24 protein-coding genes are annotated in these 17,977 nt (G+C 49.0%); all 24 read left to right on the forward strand.

Annotated elements, in window-relative coordinates; all coding sequences use genetic code 11:
• The first annotated feature begins 176 nt into the window (after positions 1 to 176).
• The 24 genes from cpaB (at position 177) to EDM57_RS17665 (ending at position 17,934) form a co-directional block, all read left to right on the forward strand.
• Positions 177 to 905 carry a Flp pilus assembly protein CpaB gene (cpaB, locus tag EDM57_RS17555; RefSeq protein WP_122905990.1) on the forward strand — a complete coding sequence of 243 codons (729 nt, stop codon included), beginning with the start codon at positions 177 to 179 and terminating at the stop codon, positions 903 to 905.
• Positions 902 to 2,311: a CpaE/TadZ family protein gene (locus EDM57_RS17560; RefSeq protein ID WP_122905991.1), complete on the forward strand. Its 1,410-nt coding sequence runs from the start codon at positions 902 to 904 to the stop codon at positions 2,309 to 2,311. Before cpaB ends, EDM57_RS17560 begins: the two co-directional genes overlap by 4 nt.
• Positions 2,312 to 2,320: 9 nt before the next feature.
• Positions 2,321 to 3,802: a TadA family conjugal transfer-associated ATPase gene (locus EDM57_RS17565; RefSeq protein ID WP_122905992.1), complete on the forward strand. Its 1,482-nt coding sequence runs from the start codon at positions 2,321 to 2,323 to the stop codon at positions 3,800 to 3,802.
• 13 nt (positions 3,803 to 3,815) lie between these two features.
• Entirely contained in the window at positions 3,816 to 4,715 is a 900-nt protein-coding gene (locus EDM57_RS17570) for a type II secretion system F family protein (protein WP_122905993.1), read from the forward strand.
• Positions 4,716 to 4,719: 4 nt separating this feature from the next.
• The gene (locus EDM57_RS17575) at positions 4,720 to 5,628 is read left to right on the forward strand and encodes a type II secretion system F family protein (protein ID WP_122905994.1); all 909 of its coding nucleotides are present in this window, start codon (positions 4,720 to 4,722) and stop codon (positions 5,626 to 5,628) included.
• Between the two features lie 67 nt (positions 5,629 to 5,695).
• The gene (locus tag EDM57_RS17580; RefSeq protein WP_122905995.1) at positions 5,696 to 5,872 is read left to right on the forward strand and encodes a pilus assembly protein; all 177 of its coding nucleotides are present in this window, start codon (positions 5,696 to 5,698) and stop codon (positions 5,870 to 5,872) included.
• A complete protein-coding gene (locus tag EDM57_RS17585; RefSeq protein ID WP_122905996.1) occupies positions 5,869 to 6,363 on the forward strand; it encodes an A24 family peptidase in 495 nt (164 codons plus the stop codon). Before EDM57_RS17580 ends, EDM57_RS17585 begins: the two co-directional genes overlap by 4 nt.
• Complete coding sequence (locus tag EDM57_RS17590) at positions 6,363 to 6,782, forward strand: TadE/TadG family type IV pilus assembly protein (protein ID WP_122905997.1); 420 nt, start codon at positions 6,363 to 6,365, stop codon at positions 6,780 to 6,782. The genes EDM57_RS17585 and EDM57_RS17590 overlap by 1 nt, the downstream gene beginning before the upstream one ends.
• Positions 6,779 to 7,300, forward strand: coding sequence for a hypothetical protein (locus tag EDM57_RS17595; RefSeq protein ID WP_122905998.1), 522 nt, complete (start codon positions 6,779 to 6,781; stop codon positions 7,298 to 7,300). Before EDM57_RS17590 ends, EDM57_RS17595 begins: the two co-directional genes overlap by 4 nt.
• Before the next feature lie 85 nt (positions 7,301 to 7,385).
• Positions 7,386 to 8,003 carry a DUF4046 domain-containing protein gene (locus EDM57_RS17600; protein WP_122905999.1) on the forward strand — a complete coding sequence of 206 codons (618 nt, stop codon included), beginning with the start codon at positions 7,386 to 7,388 and terminating at the stop codon, positions 8,001 to 8,003.
• 108 nt (positions 8,004 to 8,111) lie between these two features.
• Positions 8,112 to 8,390 (forward strand): hypothetical protein, encoded by a 279-nt coding sequence (locus tag EDM57_RS17605; protein WP_122906000.1) that lies wholly within the window; start codon positions 8,112 to 8,114, stop codon positions 8,388 to 8,390.
• Between the two features lie 155 nt (positions 8,391 to 8,545).
• Complete coding sequence (locus EDM57_RS17610; protein ID WP_122906001.1) at positions 8,546 to 9,310, forward strand: hypothetical protein; 765 nt, start codon at positions 8,546 to 8,548, stop codon at positions 9,308 to 9,310.
• Position 9,311: 1 nt separating this feature from the next.
• Positions 9,312 to 10,184 (forward strand): P-loop NTPase family protein, encoded by an 873-nt coding sequence (locus EDM57_RS17615; protein ID WP_122906002.1) that lies wholly within the window; start codon positions 9,312 to 9,314, stop codon positions 10,182 to 10,184.
• Complete coding sequence (locus EDM57_RS17620; RefSeq protein WP_122906003.1) at positions 10,181 to 10,969, forward strand: SAF domain-containing protein; 789 nt, start codon at positions 10,181 to 10,183, stop codon at positions 10,967 to 10,969. Before EDM57_RS17615 ends, EDM57_RS17620 begins: the two co-directional genes overlap by 4 nt.
• Positions 10,966 to 12,084: a CpaE/TadZ family protein gene (locus EDM57_RS17625; RefSeq protein ID WP_122906004.1), complete on the forward strand. Its 1,119-nt coding sequence runs from the start codon at positions 10,966 to 10,968 to the stop codon at positions 12,082 to 12,084. Before EDM57_RS17620 ends, EDM57_RS17625 begins: the two co-directional genes overlap by 4 nt.
• The gene (locus EDM57_RS17630; protein ID WP_122906005.1) at positions 12,084 to 13,433 is read left to right on the forward strand and encodes an ATPase, T2SS/T4P/T4SS family; all 1,350 of its coding nucleotides are present in this window, start codon (positions 12,084 to 12,086) and stop codon (positions 13,431 to 13,433) included. The genes EDM57_RS17625 and EDM57_RS17630 overlap by 1 nt, the downstream gene beginning before the upstream one ends.
• Entirely contained in the window at positions 13,430 to 14,329 is a 900-nt protein-coding gene (locus EDM57_RS17635; protein WP_122906006.1) for a hypothetical protein, read from the forward strand. The genes EDM57_RS17630 and EDM57_RS17635 overlap by 4 nt, the downstream gene beginning before the upstream one ends.
• Entirely contained in the window at positions 14,329 to 15,168 is an 840-nt protein-coding gene (locus EDM57_RS17640) for a hypothetical protein (protein ID WP_122906007.1), read from the forward strand. The genes EDM57_RS17635 and EDM57_RS17640 overlap by 1 nt, the downstream gene beginning before the upstream one ends.
• 208 nt (positions 15,169 to 15,376) lie before the next feature.
• A complete protein-coding gene (locus tag EDM57_RS17645; protein WP_122906008.1) occupies positions 15,377 to 15,577 on the forward strand; it encodes a hypothetical protein in 201 nt (66 codons plus the stop codon).
• Positions 15,578 to 15,746: 169 nt separating this feature from the next.
• Positions 15,747 to 16,154, forward strand: coding sequence for a hypothetical protein (locus EDM57_RS17650; RefSeq protein ID WP_122906009.1), 408 nt, complete (start codon positions 15,747 to 15,749; stop codon positions 16,152 to 16,154).
• A 3-nt stretch (positions 16,155 to 16,157) separates the two neighbouring features.
• Positions 16,158 to 16,310 carry a hypothetical protein gene (locus EDM57_RS23430; RefSeq protein ID WP_170163466.1) on the forward strand — a complete coding sequence of 51 codons (153 nt, stop codon included), beginning with the start codon at positions 16,158 to 16,160 and terminating at the stop codon, positions 16,308 to 16,310.
• Positions 16,310 to 16,726 (forward strand): hypothetical protein, encoded by a 417-nt coding sequence (locus tag EDM57_RS17655; protein WP_122906010.1) that lies wholly within the window; start codon positions 16,310 to 16,312, stop codon positions 16,724 to 16,726. The genes EDM57_RS23430 and EDM57_RS17655 overlap by 1 nt, the downstream gene beginning before the upstream one ends.
• Positions 16,727 to 16,851: 125 nt before the next feature.
• Positions 16,852 to 17,370, forward strand: a complete 519-nt coding sequence (locus EDM57_RS17660) for a hypothetical protein (protein WP_246005840.1) — start codon at positions 16,852 to 16,854, stop codon at positions 17,368 to 17,370.
• 222 nt (positions 17,371 to 17,592) lie between these two features.
• Positions 17,593 to 17,934 (forward strand): DUF3870 domain-containing protein, encoded by a 342-nt coding sequence (locus tag EDM57_RS17665; protein WP_122906012.1) that lies wholly within the window; start codon positions 17,593 to 17,595, stop codon positions 17,932 to 17,934.
• The last annotated feature ends 43 nt before the right edge of the window (positions 17,935 to 17,977 follow it).

The following is a 17,977-nucleotide window of genomic DNA, read 5'->3' on the forward strand; positions in this document are numbered from 1 at the left end:
TCGAGGACTTATCCACACATACTTGGCAAACATGCAGATCCAGTTTTCAGGGAATGAATAAGCGAATATAGCCAGTGAAGAAAACCGTGTAGAATTACCTGCACGGTTTTTTTGTGTTTCTTTTTTTGTCCCACCTCGTTCCTTTACCCTAATAGCAGATTGAAAGGAGGGGGAGAATGTCTGTTCATCCGCTGCGATTATTGGCTCTTTTACTATTGGCAACATGTATGGGAATCGGAGCCTACGCCATTTTAAAACCGTATGATGTGACTTATATTCAGCTGCGGCCAACAGTGGAAAAAGAAAGTGGACAACTACTGGAGGCAAAGGACATGGAGCCGCTGACATTGGCATTGGGAGGTCTTTTTCGAACAACTTCTGATCCCATTCCAGGATTGATTCCATGGACAGAGGCAGAAGATTTGATCGGCTTGCCCTTCTCGCGTTCAGTGAAGGGAGGAAGACCTCTGTTGCCGAGTGATTTGGAACTGGCCAATCAGACGGGAAATGAAGCCGCATTGGGAGACAAAAGAACCGGGATGAGCATTCCGGTAGATAATGTGGCAGGTGTTTCCCCGCACATTTCCACAGGGGAAAGAGTACACGTTTACGCCTCGTTTGAAGATGAGGCAGGGGCGCACTCCGGCATACTACTGCAAAACATGCCTATTTTAGCCGTTCAGCGGGAGATGGAGGGAGATCATCCACAACTGCAGGCTGTCACTCTTTCTCTCACACGAGAAGAGGCCGTTTTGCTAACACATGCTCTGCATTATGGAAAGATCAGACTGGGGTTGGCTGCGGTAATGGATGACCACAAGGCAGGAATAGGCGATGTCAGCTTCGCCGCGGAGTTAATGAAAACCAAGAAACGATGGGGATTGGAAAAGGAGGAACAAGGGTGAAAAGACGATTACTCATAGTAGACGATGATCGAGAGGCAACGCGTCAGTTGGCAAACCAGCTTGCGGGCAGTCAGTTGATCGAAATATGCGGGGAAGCTGCCAGCGTAGATGAAGCATGGGCAAAGTTGCAGCAATCAAGGCCGGATCTCGTTCTTTTGGGGGGTGTAAAAGAGACGGAAAGGGGCGTATTGTGCCAGCAATTTCGCCTTGCTTTTCCCCATCTGGCATTTATAGCAGCATGCTCGCCTAATGAACTGGTGTGGGAGCCGTTTTTTCGAAACCTGGGCATTTGGGTAATTGCCAAACCCGTACAATCCGGACAAGTGGAAGCGCTGGCCATGATGGCCCAGAGTCCAGCCCTGGACACGAGATTCCCCCGGCAGCCCCAACAACCTTTTTCCCAAGAGCAACAAGGGGGCATGCCTCACTCTAAAGACCAAGACCAGATGACAGAGCCTCACCCGGCGATTCATGCTCAACCTAAAGCAGGGAAAAAGCGCCTCATTACAGTGTATGGCCCAAAAGGCGGCGTCGGAAAAACATTTATTTCTCGTGAGCTGGCGATCTTTTTTTCTATGCAAAAAAAGGAAGGACGCCCTTTGAAAGTGTTGGCAGTCGATTTCAATCTGGACTTGGGGACCTTTGCCACCGCATTGAATCTGCCCAGAACGCCCAATTTGTTTACGTGGGTACAAGAGCTTGACAGCCAGCTCCACGCCCTCGCGCAAAAACGAGGAATAGACCCGTATTCTGTCAGGCCAGAGGAATGGCAGGAACTCGCTTCCTTGCTGCCGCTTTTTCCACAGCATATTGAAAAGTACGTCATTGGACATACGGAATCGGGATTGGACGTGCTTACTTCTCCGCGGGATATTCGCCAAAGCTTTGAAATTCGCGATTATCATTTGTATCTCATCCTGGAGACGCTCAAACAGAGCAGCTACGATGTGATTTTGATTGATACTGCTCCCGATACGACTGATGCGACGATCCAAGCCCTCTTTTTTGCCGAGCAAGTTGTGATGGTAGGTACTCCTGTAGTGGATTCAATCGAAAACATTCAACGCTTGCTGAAGCTGCTCAGGGAAGCAGAGTACCCGGAAGAGCGAATCCAGGTGTGCATGAACCGTTTGCAGCGAAAAGAAATGTTTACGCTCGAAGAAATTCGCGCTTATTTTCAGCTCCATCCAAGCAAAAAGATTTTCTCCATTCCTGACGATGGAGAAGTAAAAAAGTCCATTAACACAGGGATTCCAGTCATGATGCAAACCGGGCGAAGTGCCGCCAGGGAAGCCATTGAAACGTTGGGAAAGGCATTGTTTCCGGTCGATGAAGAAACAAAAAAACTTGCTGCAAAAGGGAAGCAGAGCGAGAAGCCATCCCTTTTGCGCTGGTTGTGGGGCTAGGGGGGCGCTATGTTCGACAAACGACAATTGCTGGGGATAACCAATCAGATGCCAAGAGGCCAGGAGCAGCGAACAATCGGGCGGGAAGTTTCGGGACCGCCGGCTACCTTGTTTGAAAAAAGGCAAGGAGAGTCAACCAGTCAGGAGCGGTCGATTGGCAGCGAGGCAGAGACATTTATCCGTACGCAAATTGTAGAGAAGTACGGTAAACGTCTGTGGGAGGATAAACATTCTCCTGCGTTCAAGGAAGAGCTGGCAGCGGATATCCGCATGCTGCTGGAGTCGATGGTGCCGCTTTCGTCCGTGCATTTGGAGTCGGAAGTAAAACGGCTGCTGCATTCGTTGACTGGCTGGGGAGCGCTCGATGAGCTATTGGAGGACCGTGATATTACGGAGATACTGTTTCATCGCCATAATTACCTCGTAGTGGAACGAAAAAGCACCGGACGGCTGGAAAAGCACGAAACGGCTGTATTTCGCGACGAAGAAGAAATGCTGCGGTTGTTGGAGCAAATTGCTGCGACGATGGGCCGGGAGTTTAATGAGACAAAGGCGGAGCTGCACACACAGCTTCCTGACGGCTCAAGGGTGGCAGCCACTCATCGTTCCATTTCGCCGGATGGGCACACGCTCACCATTCGCAAACATCGCGAACTGCTGAGTGAAAGCGACTATTTGCGTTACGGGTCGATTTGTGAACCGATGCTTTTGTTTTTGCAAAGAGCGGTTGGTTTAGCCAGAGCGTCCGGAATTGTCAGTGGAGGAACAGGATCAGGGAAGACGCATATGCTGAACCTCATATCCCAATACGTTCCTGACCATCTGAGCATTATCACCATTGAGGATGTGCTGGAGTTGAAGCTGCAACATCCTTTTGTCCGCAGGCTTTTGGCAAAGCCGGCCAACTACGAAGGAAAAGGCGGCTTCTCCATCAAGGATTGCGTTCGTCTATCTTTGCGCAAGCGTCCAGACGTCATTATGGTGGGCGAGACACGAGGCGGGGAAATTGTCGATATGCTGTGGGCGATGAACACGGATCACCCCGGCAGTTGGAGTACAGCACATGCAAACTCACCGCGAGCTTTGGTTGACTCAACGCTGCCGATTTTGTTTGGCAAGGCAGATGAAGTTTACAGTGCGGAGGAACGCAACCTGATGATTGGCTCGGCACTGGATTTGATTGTGCAGGTAAAGCGGTTTGAAGAGGATGGGAGCCGTAAAGTGGTTGCGATCACAGAAGTTGTCGGCACAGGCCAATCGCACGAGGAATGGATAAAAAGAACGTGCAACGTCAAGCAGGTCGTGCCTGATCGGGTATATTTGCAAGATATTTTTGTGTATGAAGCAACAGGTGTCCAGGACGGAAAAGTAAAGGGGCAGTTCAAGTGGACAGGCTATCGGCCTGAGCGGATCATCAAGCGCTGGCAGGAAAAAGGACTTTCACAAGAAGCAATCGAGCAAGTATTTTTTACAACGCCGATACAGGTCTAGGAGGGAGCGAACCTTGGTTGACATCAGCATGCCTGTTGCGATGGGAATCGGTTTGGCTACATTACTGCTCGTCATTCCACAAAAAATGTATGTCCGCGGGCGAACGAGCAAACACGAGATTGTGGGATTGCTTCAGCGCGACAGAAAAACGGTCTGGCATCGGTTGGAGGAAAGGCTGCAGAAGTCACGCTCAGGCTGGGGAGTCAACCAGTATGTCACCTTGTCTTTTTTATTAGGCGTATTGTCTTTTGGTATCAGCAGCCAACTATTGCAATCCTGGTGGCTGGCGATTCCTGCCTTGTTTGCCGGTGTCTTGTTTACAGAACGTTTGGTCAGTTTGTGGGGGGCCAGACACCGAGACAAATTTGAGGCTGGAAATAGTAAAGCTATTCGCCTCATGGCAAGCTCGCTCCGCACGTCGCCATCCTATCTGCATGCTTTTGAGCAGGTCGCGGCAAGCCCATTTTTAGACAAAAGCGTAACGGCAGAATACAGGCGAATTGTCGAGCTGCTTCGGGCGCAAGTGCCACTAGAGCACGTGATGAATGATTTTTACGGGCGAACAGGATCAGCCGATGTCAAATATTTGGCTACGATTGTGCAAATCCAGCGAGAAATGGGTGGGGACATGGCGAAAACACTTGATTTGGCGGCGTCCTCCATTTTGCGCCGCAGGCAGTCGATGCGCAGACAAAAAGCGGCTATGGCCCAAATTGTTGCGCAAGTGAATCTGTTGAGCGTAATGCCATTTGTCTTCATTTTGGCGTTGTATGCAAACAATCCGCATCATTTTGATTCGCTGACAGCTACCGTAGGAGGGAGGTTGCTCATTTTGGCGTGCCTGGCGAGTATTTTGCTGGGGGGAGAAGCGATTCGCTACATAGCGCACAAAAGTATGCATCGGGGAGGTTGAGCGTGTGCTTGTAATTTGCGCTCTGATTGGGCTTGCCGTACTTCTTTATGGACTCCCTGCTTGTGTGAGCAAGGGAGATTCTTTTTTCTCCAGCTTGTTCAGTCGAATCGATATTGAGCAGCAGGCAGAGCTCGATCAAGCATTCGAACGCCGCCAACCTCGTTGGACACTGGTTCGACTGCTGGAAAAAAACGAGCAACTTTTGCTGCGGTTATGCAGCTGGACGGGTATCCATGCTTCCAAAACGGAAGAAATCATATCGCGGCTCCACCTTCGGATTCGTTTGGCGGAAATGGTCTTGTTGAGATTGATTTGCATGTGCCTGGTCGCCTCTGCTCTTGTCTCTCTTTTGCTGAAGATGGCCAATGGGGAAATGCTCGGGATCAAGACCGGGTATCCGTTGATGCTCAGCTTGGGACTTTATTTGCTGCCGACGTTTTATCTTGATTGGGCGGATAAAAGGGCCAAGGCGGAAATACGTGAACAAGTCCCCGTCTTTTTTGGCATTGTCCAATCATTGGTCGAGGCAGGCATGCCGCTGCAAGGGGCAGTCAAGCAGACCGCTCGCCGCTTCGATGCCAGGCTGGGCAAGGAGCTTGCCAAACTGGAGGTCGCGGAAAAACGGCACGGATCGTGGAGAAAAGCATTGGAGGAATTGGCTTTCCGTTGGGAAATCGACACACTGACCACCATCGCTTTGGAGATGAATGAGGCGGTCACCAAAGGCGTCAGTATTTCGCAAATGCTGTCCGCGCAAATCGAGGAACAGGTGAGGCAGCAAGAGGATGAGGCAGCGGCACATATGAATCGCTTAAATGTTCGTCTGCTCCCTTTTGTCATTTTGTTTATGGGAGTTCCGTTGTTGTTTCTCGTGATGGGACCGGCATTAATCGGCATAGGGGAGCGGCTGTAAATATTTTTGCAAGGCTGCTCTGTCTTTTGGCAAAGTGAAAGTACGATCTGATAAAGGAGTGAAAGAGATGTCATTGATTGCAAACTTCTTCCAACGCTTTTGGAGTGAGGAAGACGGTGTAACGATTGTGGAAATGGTTATCATTGTAGCGGTGATTCTCATTTTGATTATTCCGACGCTGGCATCATTGGGGGAAGCCGAAGACGCCAAGCTGAAGGAACTGCAAGAAAAGATCAGCAAATGACAACTGTGTTATTGGGCAGTCTTTTGACCATCGCGGCATGGTGTGACTGGAGACATCGGAAAATTCCAAATGCACTCACGTCTTCTGCGATTATGCTTGGATGTTGCTATCAGTGGTATACAGGCACGTTTTGGACGTCGTTATCAGGTGTGATGGGGGCATTTCTGTTGACGGCCATTCCAGTCGCCTGCAAGGGCATGGGGATGGGCGACCTGAAGCTGCTGATGGCAGTCGGGGCATGGAGCGGCTGGACAGAGGTATACCCGTTATTTCTTCACTCTATGGTTTTGTGCGTTCTATTTGTCTTACTGTATCCGCGCAGCTGGCCCCGGCTTGGGAAAAATCTCTTTGTCATGGCAGCAGGATGGACAGCGCATCGGCAATTATGGCTTCCTGGCGTAGAGAAAACGGCGTTTGCTTTTCCTTACGCAGTATTTTTGCTTGGCGCTTTTTTGCTCCGTCACTTGTTGCATAAAGTGGGGGCGGCCTGATGAAAACAATGCTGAGACGATGGCTGCAAGATGAGCGGGGCAGTCAATTGATTGAGTTTGTGCTGATTTTTCCGCTGGTCTGGCTGCTGATCGTTTTTTCCTTCGATCAGTTCACGGTTCTGTACAACCGTCAAAAGGCTCTGGCAGCCGCGTACGAGGCTGGCAGAATCGCAGCTGTGCAGCCTAATTTTGGACTGGCCAAATACCATGCGAGAGAACGGGGGATGGCCGAACTCGACCAGGGCATGGAGGTTGCTGATCGCGATATTGTGCTTGAGCTGGACGGAGACGGCTGGAAAAAGGGAAATCACTTTACAGTTGAGGCGAAAATGTCCTTTCGCTTGCTTGCTACGGGAGCGGTTTACGAGTTGTCCGAAAACTATCACATGATGATTGAAAATGCGGAGGACAAAAAATGAGCGGCTTGTGGCAGCGTGTGCAGATACGTGCAAAAGATGAGAGCGGTGCCACCATGATTTCGCTGATCTTCTTTCTTTTTTGTTTGGGCGGCTTGTTGTCTTTGCTTTTGTTTTCAGAGCAGGCTGATTATGTGGAAATGAATGTTCAGCAAACTGCCGATCTGGTTACTAAAGGAGCGCGTGCAGCTGGCTTGTGGGAGTATACGGATACGAATGGCGAAACACAGAGAAGGCTTTATGCAACCAGCCAGGATGCCGAACGGGCAGATGCCAAGGTAATCAGGGGCGCACGTGAGGAAGCAGCCATTTTATGGAGAATGAACAAGTCAGCACTGGAGAAACATGCGGATGAAATTTCCGTCGTGCACCAAAAAGGAGAGCGTGCCTATTTGTATCAGCAAGGTATTTACCATCTGCAAGTAGAGGTAGAGCGGCGCATTCCCGTGTTTTGGGGAGAGCTGAATGCCAAAATAGATCGTGTCTCACAATCCGGTGTATATGAAAAAAGACCTAGATAACAAAGAAGGAAATTGTTATTTTTGTCCCAATCTCCCGTGGTAATTTAGGAGTATATTCCAAAAATGGGGATGGGAGTGAGGGACAGTGCCGTCCAAAATTGTCGATCGGTACAAACGCATTCTTAATGGAGAGCAGAAACGCTTTTCCCCGTATGAATTTGAAGATGCGCAGTACCGCAAGCAGAAGGTCCAGTTAATCGTCCGCTATGCGATAGAAAACGTCAAAAAGTGGACGCCTGAGCAGGCGAGACGTGAGTTGAGTCTGGAGGATATCAAGAAATTGAAGCTGCATTTGATCCGTGAGTATATCGAGCCGCCGATCGAGGCAAAGGCGGAAGATGTGTACTACTTTGTTGAGTATGCCTACCCGCATCTTCCTCGATTGCCGGAAAAGCAACGGGTACTGTGGGTTTATCAGGAGGTATTGTCAGGCATTCGCCGTCATTTCCCTCCTGCCTATTTCCAGAGCATCAAGGGCGAGGAGCGTGCCAAATACTGCGTCGATTACATGTGCGAGCACCTGCTGAAGCTGTCTGATATGCGCGATCTGCCCAGACTGTTCAGCAAAACGGAGCGCGCTTACTCGATCCTGAAACAATTCAAACTGAAAATTCTTGTCGACACGCTGTACTTTTCTCCTTTTGACATGGTGACAGAGATGTATCCCGAACTGAGTGATCCGGTTTATTGGGAAGAGAAGTAAAAATATTTGCCAATGCCCTCTGTCTTTTTTTACGGTATACATAGTTTCATTGGCTTATAAGCACATGAAACGGCCGTACTCTACAGGTGAGAGAAGGAGGCGTTGCGCATGGCAACAGTAGAGGCTCACCACCAGCGCTCTGCATCCGTGGAGCAGCTTCTTGGGCGGCATGTACGCTACCAGAAGCACAAGCCCGGCAGGCACCTTTTATTGGAAAGGCTACCGCTGGGAAGCTTCCAAATCGAGACTGTACATCGATTTGGAGAAAGAGTCGTACTCAATGACGGGCTGATTGTGATGGAGAATGCTCCGACCGTCATGGAGCGGGGAGGCAGAATTGCACTGCTTTTTGCTACAGGAGAAGAGCTTTACCTGAAGGCAGAGTAAGTGCAAGAAAATCGCCCTTGCACGGATGCGTGTGGGGCGATCCAAAATTTAAAAAGCCTGCTGCAAAATTTTACAAAAAAGGTTTGACGAGTGACGAAATTTGTTACAAAATGTCTATTATTGTATAAATATGTAAAAAATAGGGGGTTTTTAATGTGTTGGCAAAGAGTGCTATCGAATTGGTGAACCGCTGCTATCAGAAGACAAATGGTCTGAAACTTTTGTCATTGGAAGAACTGAAAGAGGCATTTATCGTTTACGTTTTTGGCGAATACCAGGAAGAGTTCATGGTTCAGTATGATCTGGAGGAGTTTTACGAACATCTGAATCAGCTGCAACTGACCAATTGCCGCAGAGACTTTGATAAGGCAGTAGAGGAATGGTATATCGTCGAGTACGGAAGCGGTTATAGCGACGCGAACTATCATGACATTCTGTTCACGCTGGTGAAAGAGGCAGTAGTACAGTACCAATCGCCAAATCGGACAGCACTCATCCGGGATGTGACCAAGCTTTTAACCATGCCCGACGGATTTGTCGCCAGATGGAAAAGCGGCATGCTGAAAGAGCGCTCATTGCCACACTACTTTAGATACTTGATGAAGCTGGGAGTTCGAAGCCAGAAAGATATTGAAACATTGGTAGATATGTGGCTGCTCGAATACCCAAACGCCTTTGATAAGAAGCAGCAGGAATTGTTCGCCAACCCGCCCCGCAGAGGGAGACCAAACAACGTAGAGCTGGCACTGCTCATTGACCTGGCAGCCAAAGTCAAACCGGAAATGACTCGACAAGAACGGGAGCGCCTGCGGAAAATTTACTACTACCACCGAAAGTCACTCACGGTCAGGGAAATGGTTGAGAAATTCGAGAAATACATCATGGGAAAAAACAAGTCGAACGATTCCCAGGTGGGATAGCATGTTTCACCAAGTGAGCCGCTTTGTCTCCAGATTCCGTGATTTGGAACAACAGGAGTTTGCGCATACTTCCGAAGAAGAACGGCAGTGGAGGCTGCTGAAAGAAAAGCTTGCTGCTACTCATACAGTGGAGCAGCAAGAGGCGACCATTCGAAAATGCATCGCTGTAACCAGTTTGTACCCGCAGGCTGGTGCCAGTTTTGTGGCTGGAAATATTGCTTATGCCTGGGCGGGACAAGGAATACCCGTGACACTCTGCGAGATGCCAACCCAAACTTCTTACTTCTACTTCGCTCTTGATTACGAACGCAGAGTTCGATCATTTAAGAATCTTTCTCCGACATCATTGCTCCTCATGCAAAATAATCAGCTTCGCATCCAGATCGACACCCCTTTTCATAGTCAGCAAGAATCTTCCCGCATGGATATAGCCAACTGGATACTTCGATTAAGCAAAGACAGTTCGATTGTTCTCATAGATGTTTCTTCATACTGGAATCATAGCGAGGCAAGACAGATCTTCGAACTGGCTGATGAAGTATGGGTTGTTTTTGACACAGATATTGCACGTCTTACCCGCTTATTCCTGGTAGAACCGACTCCAGGCTGGTGGGTAGCAGAAAAAAGCAAATTGAGATTCATCGCAAACAAATGGAATACGCATCTTTCTCGTTCATCCGTCATGAAAAAGGTAGAAGGGACGTTGTCACTCTGGGGTCCAAGTGTTTCACAAATTAATTACCAGATTGCTCGCGTTGATGAAGAGAAAGTTGCGATGGCACACGTAAAGGCCAACTTTTTGCTGGAACTTTTTCCAGAAGAGGAAAGTCAGTTTCAATCCCTGATTTATGCGCACAAAGGAAGGGTGTTATGAAAAAGCAAACCATGCTCGTTATATGCCTGATCTCGTTTCTTCTAGCAGGCTCCTCCTTCTACGCTGCTACCCAGTATATTGATGCGCTGGCAACCGAAAGGCTGTTTGCACCAGTCGTAAAAGTCGCTGCCGGGAAGGAAATTTCCCCTTTTGAGCCGATTACAGAGGACGATGTGGTGCTTGTACAGGAGGAAATAGATGAAATCCTGCCGGATGCAGCGCGCGATATAAATGATGTGGTGGGCAAAAGAAGCACGCAAACCATTTATCAAGGCGAGCAGCTGTTAACAAACAAGCTGACAGATTCACAACTTTTACCCGAAAAAGGTGAGGCCAGGTATGAGTTTCCGTTACTCTCGATTCAGCCTTTGACAGAGCTGCGCAAGGGTGACCACGTGAAAATCTGGGTCAAATACAAGAGCTTGGCTGAATTACAGGACTACCCGGAGCCAGTGCAATTCAAAAAGACAAATGATACGGCCGAGTTTCTGTTTGAGAGCCAACTGGTCAGCGTAAGAGACAGCAATGGCAGTGAGATTTACACGTTGAAGCCAAGCTTGCTGCCTTCTCCAGATCAGATGGATGCCGTATTTAATGGCGCTCGCGAAAAGCCTCAGTCCAACCATGAGAAAAAATATCATGATTACCGGGTACAGCCCACCGCGCTGCCTGCTTTTCTAGGATTCAATCTAACGGATCGAGAGTACGTAATCCTGAATGAAGCAATGTCATACGGCATGCTGCAAGTAGGACACATCATGGTTTCAAAGGAGCAAGCGTCATGAAAATTTTGGTTTGTTATCCGATGAAGTCGTTGGCCAAAACGTATATGCCGATCACGAGTGAGGTATTGGTGGCTGAATCATCTGAGGAGTTCTCACGTCTTGCTCACCTGTACCAGCCGGATGCGACAGTTGTCTTCTCCGAGATGTACGCAACCCCGGCATGGGAGTGGCTTCCCGCGTTGAGAAACATACTGCCTGCCCATACTCCGCTCATCATCGTTCCATTGTACCGGGATGAGCCAATCATTGCCCAAGTGGCAGAGGAGATGGAGCTTGAAATGGTGTACGTACTGTCCGCCCAGCTTTCACAGGAAGAGATTCGGGGCAAAATCAGCCTGATTTTGGGCTTTGCCCAGGACAGGACGGAAAATCATAGCGGCGGAATCGAAGGACAGGTATACGCCCTCATGAGTTATGGAGCATCGGGAATTACTACGTTTTGCATCAATTACCCGATTTTGCTCGCCAGACAGTATCCAGCCAAAAGTATTGCCGTTCTTGACATGAACGTTGCCAAACCGGATTTAACCCGATTTTTCAAGCTTCAGCAGCATCAATTGGCTCTGTTTCGGCCAGATTTATTGGATCTGCAGACAGCACTCAGGCGGAATTGGCGCAGCGTCTGCAAGCAGAGTGCTCATATGCCCAATCTGTATTACGCGAACGCAGCCAGCAAATGGCGGAGTGCGGAACTAAGCAATATGATTGCGGCTTTTCGCCAGCAATTTGACCATGTGTATGTCGACTGGGGATATTGCTTCCCTGAGTCAGAGGCCATGCAGCGATTGCTTAACACGGCTGATCGCAATCTTTTGTTTGTTCGCGCTGATCCCTTTGGCATTGAGAGCGCCAGGGAGTGGATCAAGAATTGGCGCGAAAAAGGCGTACAGTGCGAGGTTTTGTTAAGCCATCAGGAGCCTGGACAGCCCTACCGGATTGGCGAGGATATTCCGCTCTATGGTGTGGTTCCTCGCATATCGCCAAGCAGGCTGATGCAATCCCAACGAAGCAGCAGCGTGTTGATTGAAGAGTTTTTCCCGCCAAAATCGTACATCAGCAGTCTCAAGGAAATTGCAAGAGCAGACCATGCTGAAAAAAGCGTGGTGTACAGCTGATGAGAGCAGCAGAATTGAGCAGGAGCACTCCGGGGTTGCAGAGCATTGAGGAATTGAAGCAAGCCGCCAGGGATTACTTGAACCACTTTGGCAAAACGCGTGAAGAAAAGCTGGAAATGCAGCAAATTCTCTCCTTGGCCGAGCAAGGCGACCGCGACAGTCACAACCATATTATTTTGCGATTGCAGCATTACTTTGAAGAAGTGCTCAAACGTCCGGTAACAGAGGAGATTTTGCCGCATGTCAATGGCTACGAAGGTCTTGTGTTTGCGACCTATGGCTGGGGAATACTGGACGCCGTTCTGCATTTGTCCCCGTGGGTAGAAGAAGTGCGGATATGTGCCGATCGAAGAGTAGCGTACCTTGAACAAGGGGTCAAAAAGTTTCTCTCCTACACCCCTACCTGGAAGGAAGTGGAGACTCTCCAGCAAAAGCTGACAAATGCTGCGGGCCTGTCTTTCAACGAGAAAAAGCCGCGTCTTAGCGGGTATCTTCCGGCATTAAAGGCTCGTTTGACCATGTTTACTTTTCCATACTCAAGAGTGCCTACGATTCTTGTCAGACGATTTACAACCCCGGCTTTCTCGCTTGACCAGCTTCGGACACAGCCACAGCCGACTTTTGACGAACCTGTGCAATGGCTGCTCGAACAGCAAGTGCACGGACGTGGCAACGTTCTTGTCATTGGACCGATGGCCGCCGGGAAAACAACCTTGATGATGTGCATGCTGAAGCTCAAGGACCCACAGACAGAGTACATTACTATTTTCGAGAGTGAGCATGAGATGCGCTTTGCTGATGTATGGCCGGGAGAAGTCATTGAGCTGCAAAATGTGGAGGAAATCGGTATTGAGCTGAGCAACTGCTTTAAAGATATGTATCGTTCCACAGCCAATACGATTTTGATCGGTGAGATACGCGAGCCGATTGAAGCGTACCACTTTGTCAATGCAGGAATCAGAGGAACGGATGCTACGATAGCGGCAATGCACGAACGTTTTCCTCATAAAGCTTTGCACGACCTGACAGACCTCGTTTTTCAGTATGGAGGACGAAGTGTTGAATTGACGCAAGAGAGGATCAGCAGGGCAGTTAACTTTGTAAATTCCCTGACCTACCGCAATAACGGTCACCGCTTTGTTGATGCCATTCATGCTACGGAATGGAACGACACCTTCAATCGTGTAGAATCGATTCCGCTAGTCAGTTGCAATGTGCAAACGGGTGTATACGAATGGACAGGGAGACAGCTTAGTCCTCATCTGGTGGAGTATATGTGCTACGTGGGGAAAGCAAACCTGGATGTATTGAAAGAGCTACGTCTTACTGATCTGGGCAGGCAACTATGATGTATTCGCTACTCATTCCGATGGTTGTCTGCCTGTTTACTGGCTTTATGTTTATGGGAGTGTTCTTGTACCATAATTGGACTGCTCCCCGCGTGTTCTTTCCCCGCACGGTAGAAGCATGGAGAGAAAAATTTTTGCGGCATGCCACCAGGCGGATATTGTATGAGCGATACGCTCGGTGGTGTCAGATAGGCGGCGGTACGCCTGAGGCTCATCTTCTGCTCTCCTTGATAGGTGGTGTCGCGGGATTCATCTCGGGAGTTTTGCTCGGGAACCTGATTGTTTCTCTGTCTTTGTTTCTCTTGTTTCTTTTTCTGCCTACTCTCTTGCTGTACGCCCGATATACAGTTCGGATCAACAAAAAAATCAGTTCATTTTGCCGATTCGTGGAGCTTTTTGCCCGCTATTATAACAGTCGAAAAAATATCGTGCTGACTTTTCGGGAAATGATTGAAGAATGTCCAAAGGAGCTGCTGCCAGACTTGCTTCTGCTGAACAACACCCTTGCCGATGGCGGGAATCCTACAGCGGCAGTAGAACAATTTGCGCAAAGGTTGGACCATCCGTGGGCATTTGATTTTGCCATGTACATTGCAAGTGGATTGGAGGGGGAGACGGAAGATATTCAGGTACCGCTGAACCGATTGACGAATGAAATGTTTGTCCAACAGGACGAAAAGCATGAGCGGGACAGCGAAATACACTCGATCTGGATCAGCCTTTTAATCGTCATTGCCACCTGCATATGCTTGATCCCTTACAACCAGAGTTTGTTGAAAGATTCGTATCGGCTGTACTTTTACACCCTTGACGGACAGGCCATTTTAGCGCTGGCAGCAACAGTCTGGTCATTCTCCATCCTGCTTGCGTTCATTTGGGGAAGGAGGTATCGATAATGCAATTGCTGGTCATGTATACGTGGCTTGGCTTAGGTGCTTTATTTATGTTTCTCGCTGTCTTCTTCGCCGGAAAGTATTTGGTGCAAAGCCAGAGACCGGTTTTGTTCATCTCTGCGAAGTGGTGGAAAAGCTGGGAGAGCACGGTCAAATCCGCTGATGATGAAAAGTGGGAACAGTTGCTTTCCCGGGCAGGGAGGCCGTTTGGCTGGGGCAAAGCCGAGTGGATGTTCCTGCAACTATTGTGTGGAAGTGCCGTTTGCGTTCTCGTTTTGCTTTGGGTCATTTTGTGCCGTGTTGAGTCATTTCCGCTTTTCTCAATGTGCATTGCTTCGGGAGGCGGCTACTTCCTTCCGTACCTGGCTCTGAAGATGTGGGCGAGCAACCGCGAGGATATGCTGAGCACAGATATAGCCCGTTTCATTAACCGTTATGTAACTTTGCTGGAAAATCAGGTGCCTGTCTACAATGCCATGGTAAAAGCTGCGAGACCTACGAGAAAGCTGAAGGAGTATGTCCCCACTTTGTCAGAGTGGAACAAGGATCGGGATGAAGCGTTGGAAAGCTTCAAACGCAAGATGGGGGTCGATGATGGCGTCATTCTCGTTTCCAGCATGCGCACGATTGAGCAGCTAAGCGCGGGACAAGTCAGTGTAACGATGCAGCGCATGGAGTGGGCCGTCGATCAGCGCAGGATGTTTCGCCATCGAAAAAAAATAAAATCGCTGGGGATTGGCTACAGTGTCATCGTTTACCCGGCATTTTACATGGGACTGTTGGTTGCCATGTTTCCCTGGTACAAGCTGCTGACAGAAATTTTGGCCAAGTATTTAACCTAAAGGGAGGCTAAGCGCTTGACCAAGCTGTTGTCCATTATCATGTGCATCGTATTCACTTTGGGAATCATCGTGTCAAGTCTCTCGCACATCAACGCATCAGTTGTTCAGGATGGCGGATTGCGAGATCGAGCAGTAGATTGGATCGATAAAGCGATACCGTAGCAGGGGAAGGCTATTCCACATTACCTACTTAAAGGAGAGTGCCACAATGTCGAAAATGTTTTTTATATTTCTCGCATGCGTCATGGTCCTGGGGATCGGCGTCAGCTCTTACGGCAATGAACTATCGCCCGCTGCAAACGATTCAGCCGAAAGCATTAACAGCTCCATTACATCCCTGAACTACGACACAAGAAATGAAAACATCAACTTCAGAATGCAAAACGGCACAGCCTATACGTCAAACTGATGCTGCATCATCATGTTTTTCTCATCATCGTCATCATGGTAGGGAGTTTGTGCGCGTATATCTGGAATTTGCAGCCGGCAGAGCAGCTTCGTGATACTCAACAGGAAAGGGTGTATCGGGCCACGACGGTTATCTTTCATTAACAAAGAAAACAGTCGGCTCGGAAGCGATGGTTAAAGCAAAAGTATTTCTCGTTTGTCTGATGGTGCTGCTGCTCGTTATTTCCGGAGTGGGGGCTTATCATCTGTACTCCATGGAGAGAGCGATTGCCCGTGGCATCTACGCCGATATCCTCGATGACATGCAGGATATCGGCTATCTGGACCCGGCCTTGGCGGAGTACTATACCAAAAAAATGGCCGAGCTTGGCTGGGATGTAACTGCAGATGTGTTTGCTGGCAGTTGGCCGCGAACAATGGGAGAGCGGGCGCGTAAGGAGCAAAAGGAGTCCGTCACGCTTACTGTTACAGTTACGCCGTCCAACGTGGCAAAATGGTTGAATGCATTTGTAGAGGGCGATGCTGCCTTTTCCTTTACAGGGAGCCGCCCCTCCGAATATTTTGACCCGGGGTGGTAGTGCATGAATAAAATGATTAGCATGTTGGTGCTGCTTGTTCTCGTCCTGCCGCTTACGGTGGGAGTGCTTTTTACAGGTCCAGACAACCTCCTGTCGGCTTGCCAGCAGTTTTTCGGAGATCTGCTCGTCCAGGTGACGAGATTCGGTACAGCCTGATGGGACAGCTTGTTGCGGTTATTCTCAATGTCATGCTGCTGTTGATGGTGAGTCTGGGGCTATTGCAGGTGCACACGGTCGTGCAGACGGAAAATGAGCTGATGGAAGTCAGCGCTGCTGTTACGAAATACATTAGCAACCGCGGAGGGGTAAATGAAAGCTCGCTACAGAAAGAGGTGCGGACATTGATAGCGAGGGAGCTTGCAGAAAAAGGCTTTTCCTTGCAGGAGAGGGAGATGTCTGTCAGTGTCACGCGTACTCATTCAGCCGCCCCTGTCTTATGGAGTCACGCAGACGAGTTTTCCCTTGTTTTGACCATTCCATATCCTGGATTCACTTCATGGATTCCCGCATCTGCTGACACTTTGCAGGTTACTCGCCACGGGACGATTAACGTCATGGACTACGATTTGTAATCACGTGCAACCTCAATCTAAAGAGAGAACTGAACTAGGGGGATGTTCGTACGGGGGTTAATATTTTATCTATATCAGCACTGTTGCTTTTTTTGCTGATCGGTACATTTGTCGTCGATGCTGATATGGCGATGCAGAAAAAAACGGAAGTAAAAATGCTGCTGGAACTGGCCAATCACCATGCCACCTTTGTGGTTGATCCGGTTTTGAAGACAGAGGGCGTGATCGATTTGCTGGAAGACGAGGCGCTGCAGCGTTTTGACCGCAGGATGAGCGAAAATGGCGGTTATCAGCGACAGCAGTATTCATACGTGCCAGGAGCGAAAAGCGTGACTACCGATCCGATACCTTTTGTACGTCATTACGTGGATTTCCGCGCTTGGCGGCAGGATCTGACGTTGCGGCTGCAATATAACGGAGACAGCTTCGTCACCGTTAGTGCGACACCAGGACCCGTCCGGCAAGGGGGCGGTCAACTGCAAATTACGGTCGTGACCGAGCGGGGAGAAGAACTGCAGCTCGCTCCGAAAAAGATGGTCGGACCGTCCCACATCGTTGTCGCTTACGTGGACGAGAGGCCGTTTTTACCTATTCTGCCTGGGCACTCCTTTCCGGTGGTTTCGGTCGAGGAAGTGAAGTTTTAGCATGGGGTGGCTCTCGTGTTATACAAGCAGGGAGCGGTGGTCTAAGTAAAGGGCAGTGCAAGGAGCAATGCAGCGAAAGATTAGTCAGACTTATTTACAAATTCCGAATTGTTCTGGTACTATGTAAGAAAGTGCTTAGCCAGCTTGCGATTGTAAGGAGGTAGCACTCCGAACATCCCGCATGATCGGTTCGTTAAGCATGATAAAAGTGGGGTTTTTGCTTTGTTTGATAAAGATACCATTTATATCGTGGGCGATGCACAATCTTCATCCAACAATCCGATTACGCAGCAGTTCAGTGCTTTCTTTATCGGACTGGTTGTCGATACGACCAACGACAAAATCGTAGATGCGGCTTGTTCGTCTACGGTGCAGCTGACGTCGGACTTTGCCCGGTCGATTTTTATCGGTCATTCCATCTTTGCGTCAGAGGAGATTGGGGAAGAGATTCGCTATCGGTATTTTGGATCTTCGCAAAAAACATTGCTTGCTGCATTCAAGGATGCGCAAAAAAAGTACAAACAGGCTGTTTCCGTGAGAAGGAAAGCCGAAGTCACCAAGTAAACAACAGAAACAAAGTAAACAACAGATACCAAGTAAACAACCA

Source organism: Brevibacillus gelatini, from assembly GCF_003710935.1.
Classification (GTDB): Bacteria; Bacillota; Bacilli; order Brevibacillales; family Brevibacillaceae; genus Brevibacillus; species Brevibacillus gelatini.

What these genes read in the sequence shown, in the direction of transcription:
- cpaB (WP_122905990.1), top strand. Translation starts at nt 177, where the DNA reads ATGTCTGTTCATCCGCTGCGATTATTGGCTCTTTTACTATTGGCAACA.
- EDM57_RS17565 (WP_122905992.1), top strand. Translation starts at nt 2,321, where the DNA reads ATGTTCGACAAACGACAATTGCTGGGGATAACCAATCAGATGCCAAGA.
- EDM57_RS17580 (WP_122905995.1), top strand. Translation starts at nt 5,696, where the DNA reads ATGTCATTGATTGCAAACTTCTTCCAACGCTTTTGGAGTGAGGAAGAC.
- EDM57_RS17585 (WP_122905996.1), top strand. Translation starts at nt 5,869, where the DNA reads ATGACAACTGTGTTATTGGGCAGTCTTTTGACCATCGCGGCATGGTGT.
- EDM57_RS17590 (WP_122905997.1), top strand. Translation starts at nt 6,363, where the DNA reads ATGAAAACAATGCTGAGACGATGGCTGCAAGATGAGCGGGGCAGTCAA.
- EDM57_RS17595 (WP_122905998.1), top strand. Translation starts at nt 6,779, where the DNA reads ATGAGCGGCTTGTGGCAGCGTGTGCAGATACGTGCAAAAGATGAGAGC.
- EDM57_RS17605 (WP_122906000.1), top strand. Translation starts at nt 8,112, where the DNA reads ATGGCAACAGTAGAGGCTCACCACCAGCGCTCTGCATCCGTGGAGCAG.
- EDM57_RS17615 (WP_122906002.1), top strand. Translation starts at nt 9,312, where the DNA reads ATGTTTCACCAAGTGAGCCGCTTTGTCTCCAGATTCCGTGATTTGGAA.
- EDM57_RS17620 (WP_122906003.1), top strand. Translation starts at nt 10,181, where the DNA reads ATGAAAAAGCAAACCATGCTCGTTATATGCCTGATCTCGTTTCTTCTA.
- EDM57_RS17625 (WP_122906004.1), top strand. Translation starts at nt 10,966, where the DNA reads ATGAAAATTTTGGTTTGTTATCCGATGAAGTCGTTGGCCAAAACGTAT.
- EDM57_RS17630 (WP_122906005.1), top strand. Translation starts at nt 12,084, where the DNA reads ATGAGAGCAGCAGAATTGAGCAGGAGCACTCCGGGGTTGCAGAGCATT.
- EDM57_RS17635 (WP_122906006.1), top strand. Translation starts at nt 13,430, where the DNA reads ATGATGTATTCGCTACTCATTCCGATGGTTGTCTGCCTGTTTACTGGC.
- EDM57_RS17640 (WP_122906007.1), top strand. Translation starts at nt 14,329, where the DNA reads ATGCAATTGCTGGTCATGTATACGTGGCTTGGCTTAGGTGCTTTATTT.
- EDM57_RS17645 (WP_122906008.1), top strand. Translation starts at nt 15,377, where the DNA reads ATGTCGAAAATGTTTTTTATATTTCTCGCATGCGTCATGGTCCTGGGG.
- EDM57_RS17650 (WP_122906009.1), top strand. Translation starts at nt 15,747, where the DNA reads ATGGTTAAAGCAAAAGTATTTCTCGTTTGTCTGATGGTGCTGCTGCTC.
- EDM57_RS23430 (WP_170163466.1), top strand. Translation starts at nt 16,158, where the DNA reads ATGAATAAAATGATTAGCATGTTGGTGCTGCTTGTTCTCGTCCTGCCG.
- EDM57_RS17655 (WP_122906010.1), top strand. Translation starts at nt 16,310, where the DNA reads ATGGGACAGCTTGTTGCGGTTATTCTCAATGTCATGCTGCTGTTGATG.
- EDM57_RS17660 (WP_246005840.1), top strand. Translation starts at nt 16,852, where the DNA reads ATGGCGATGCAGAAAAAAACGGAAGTAAAAATGCTGCTGGAACTGGCC.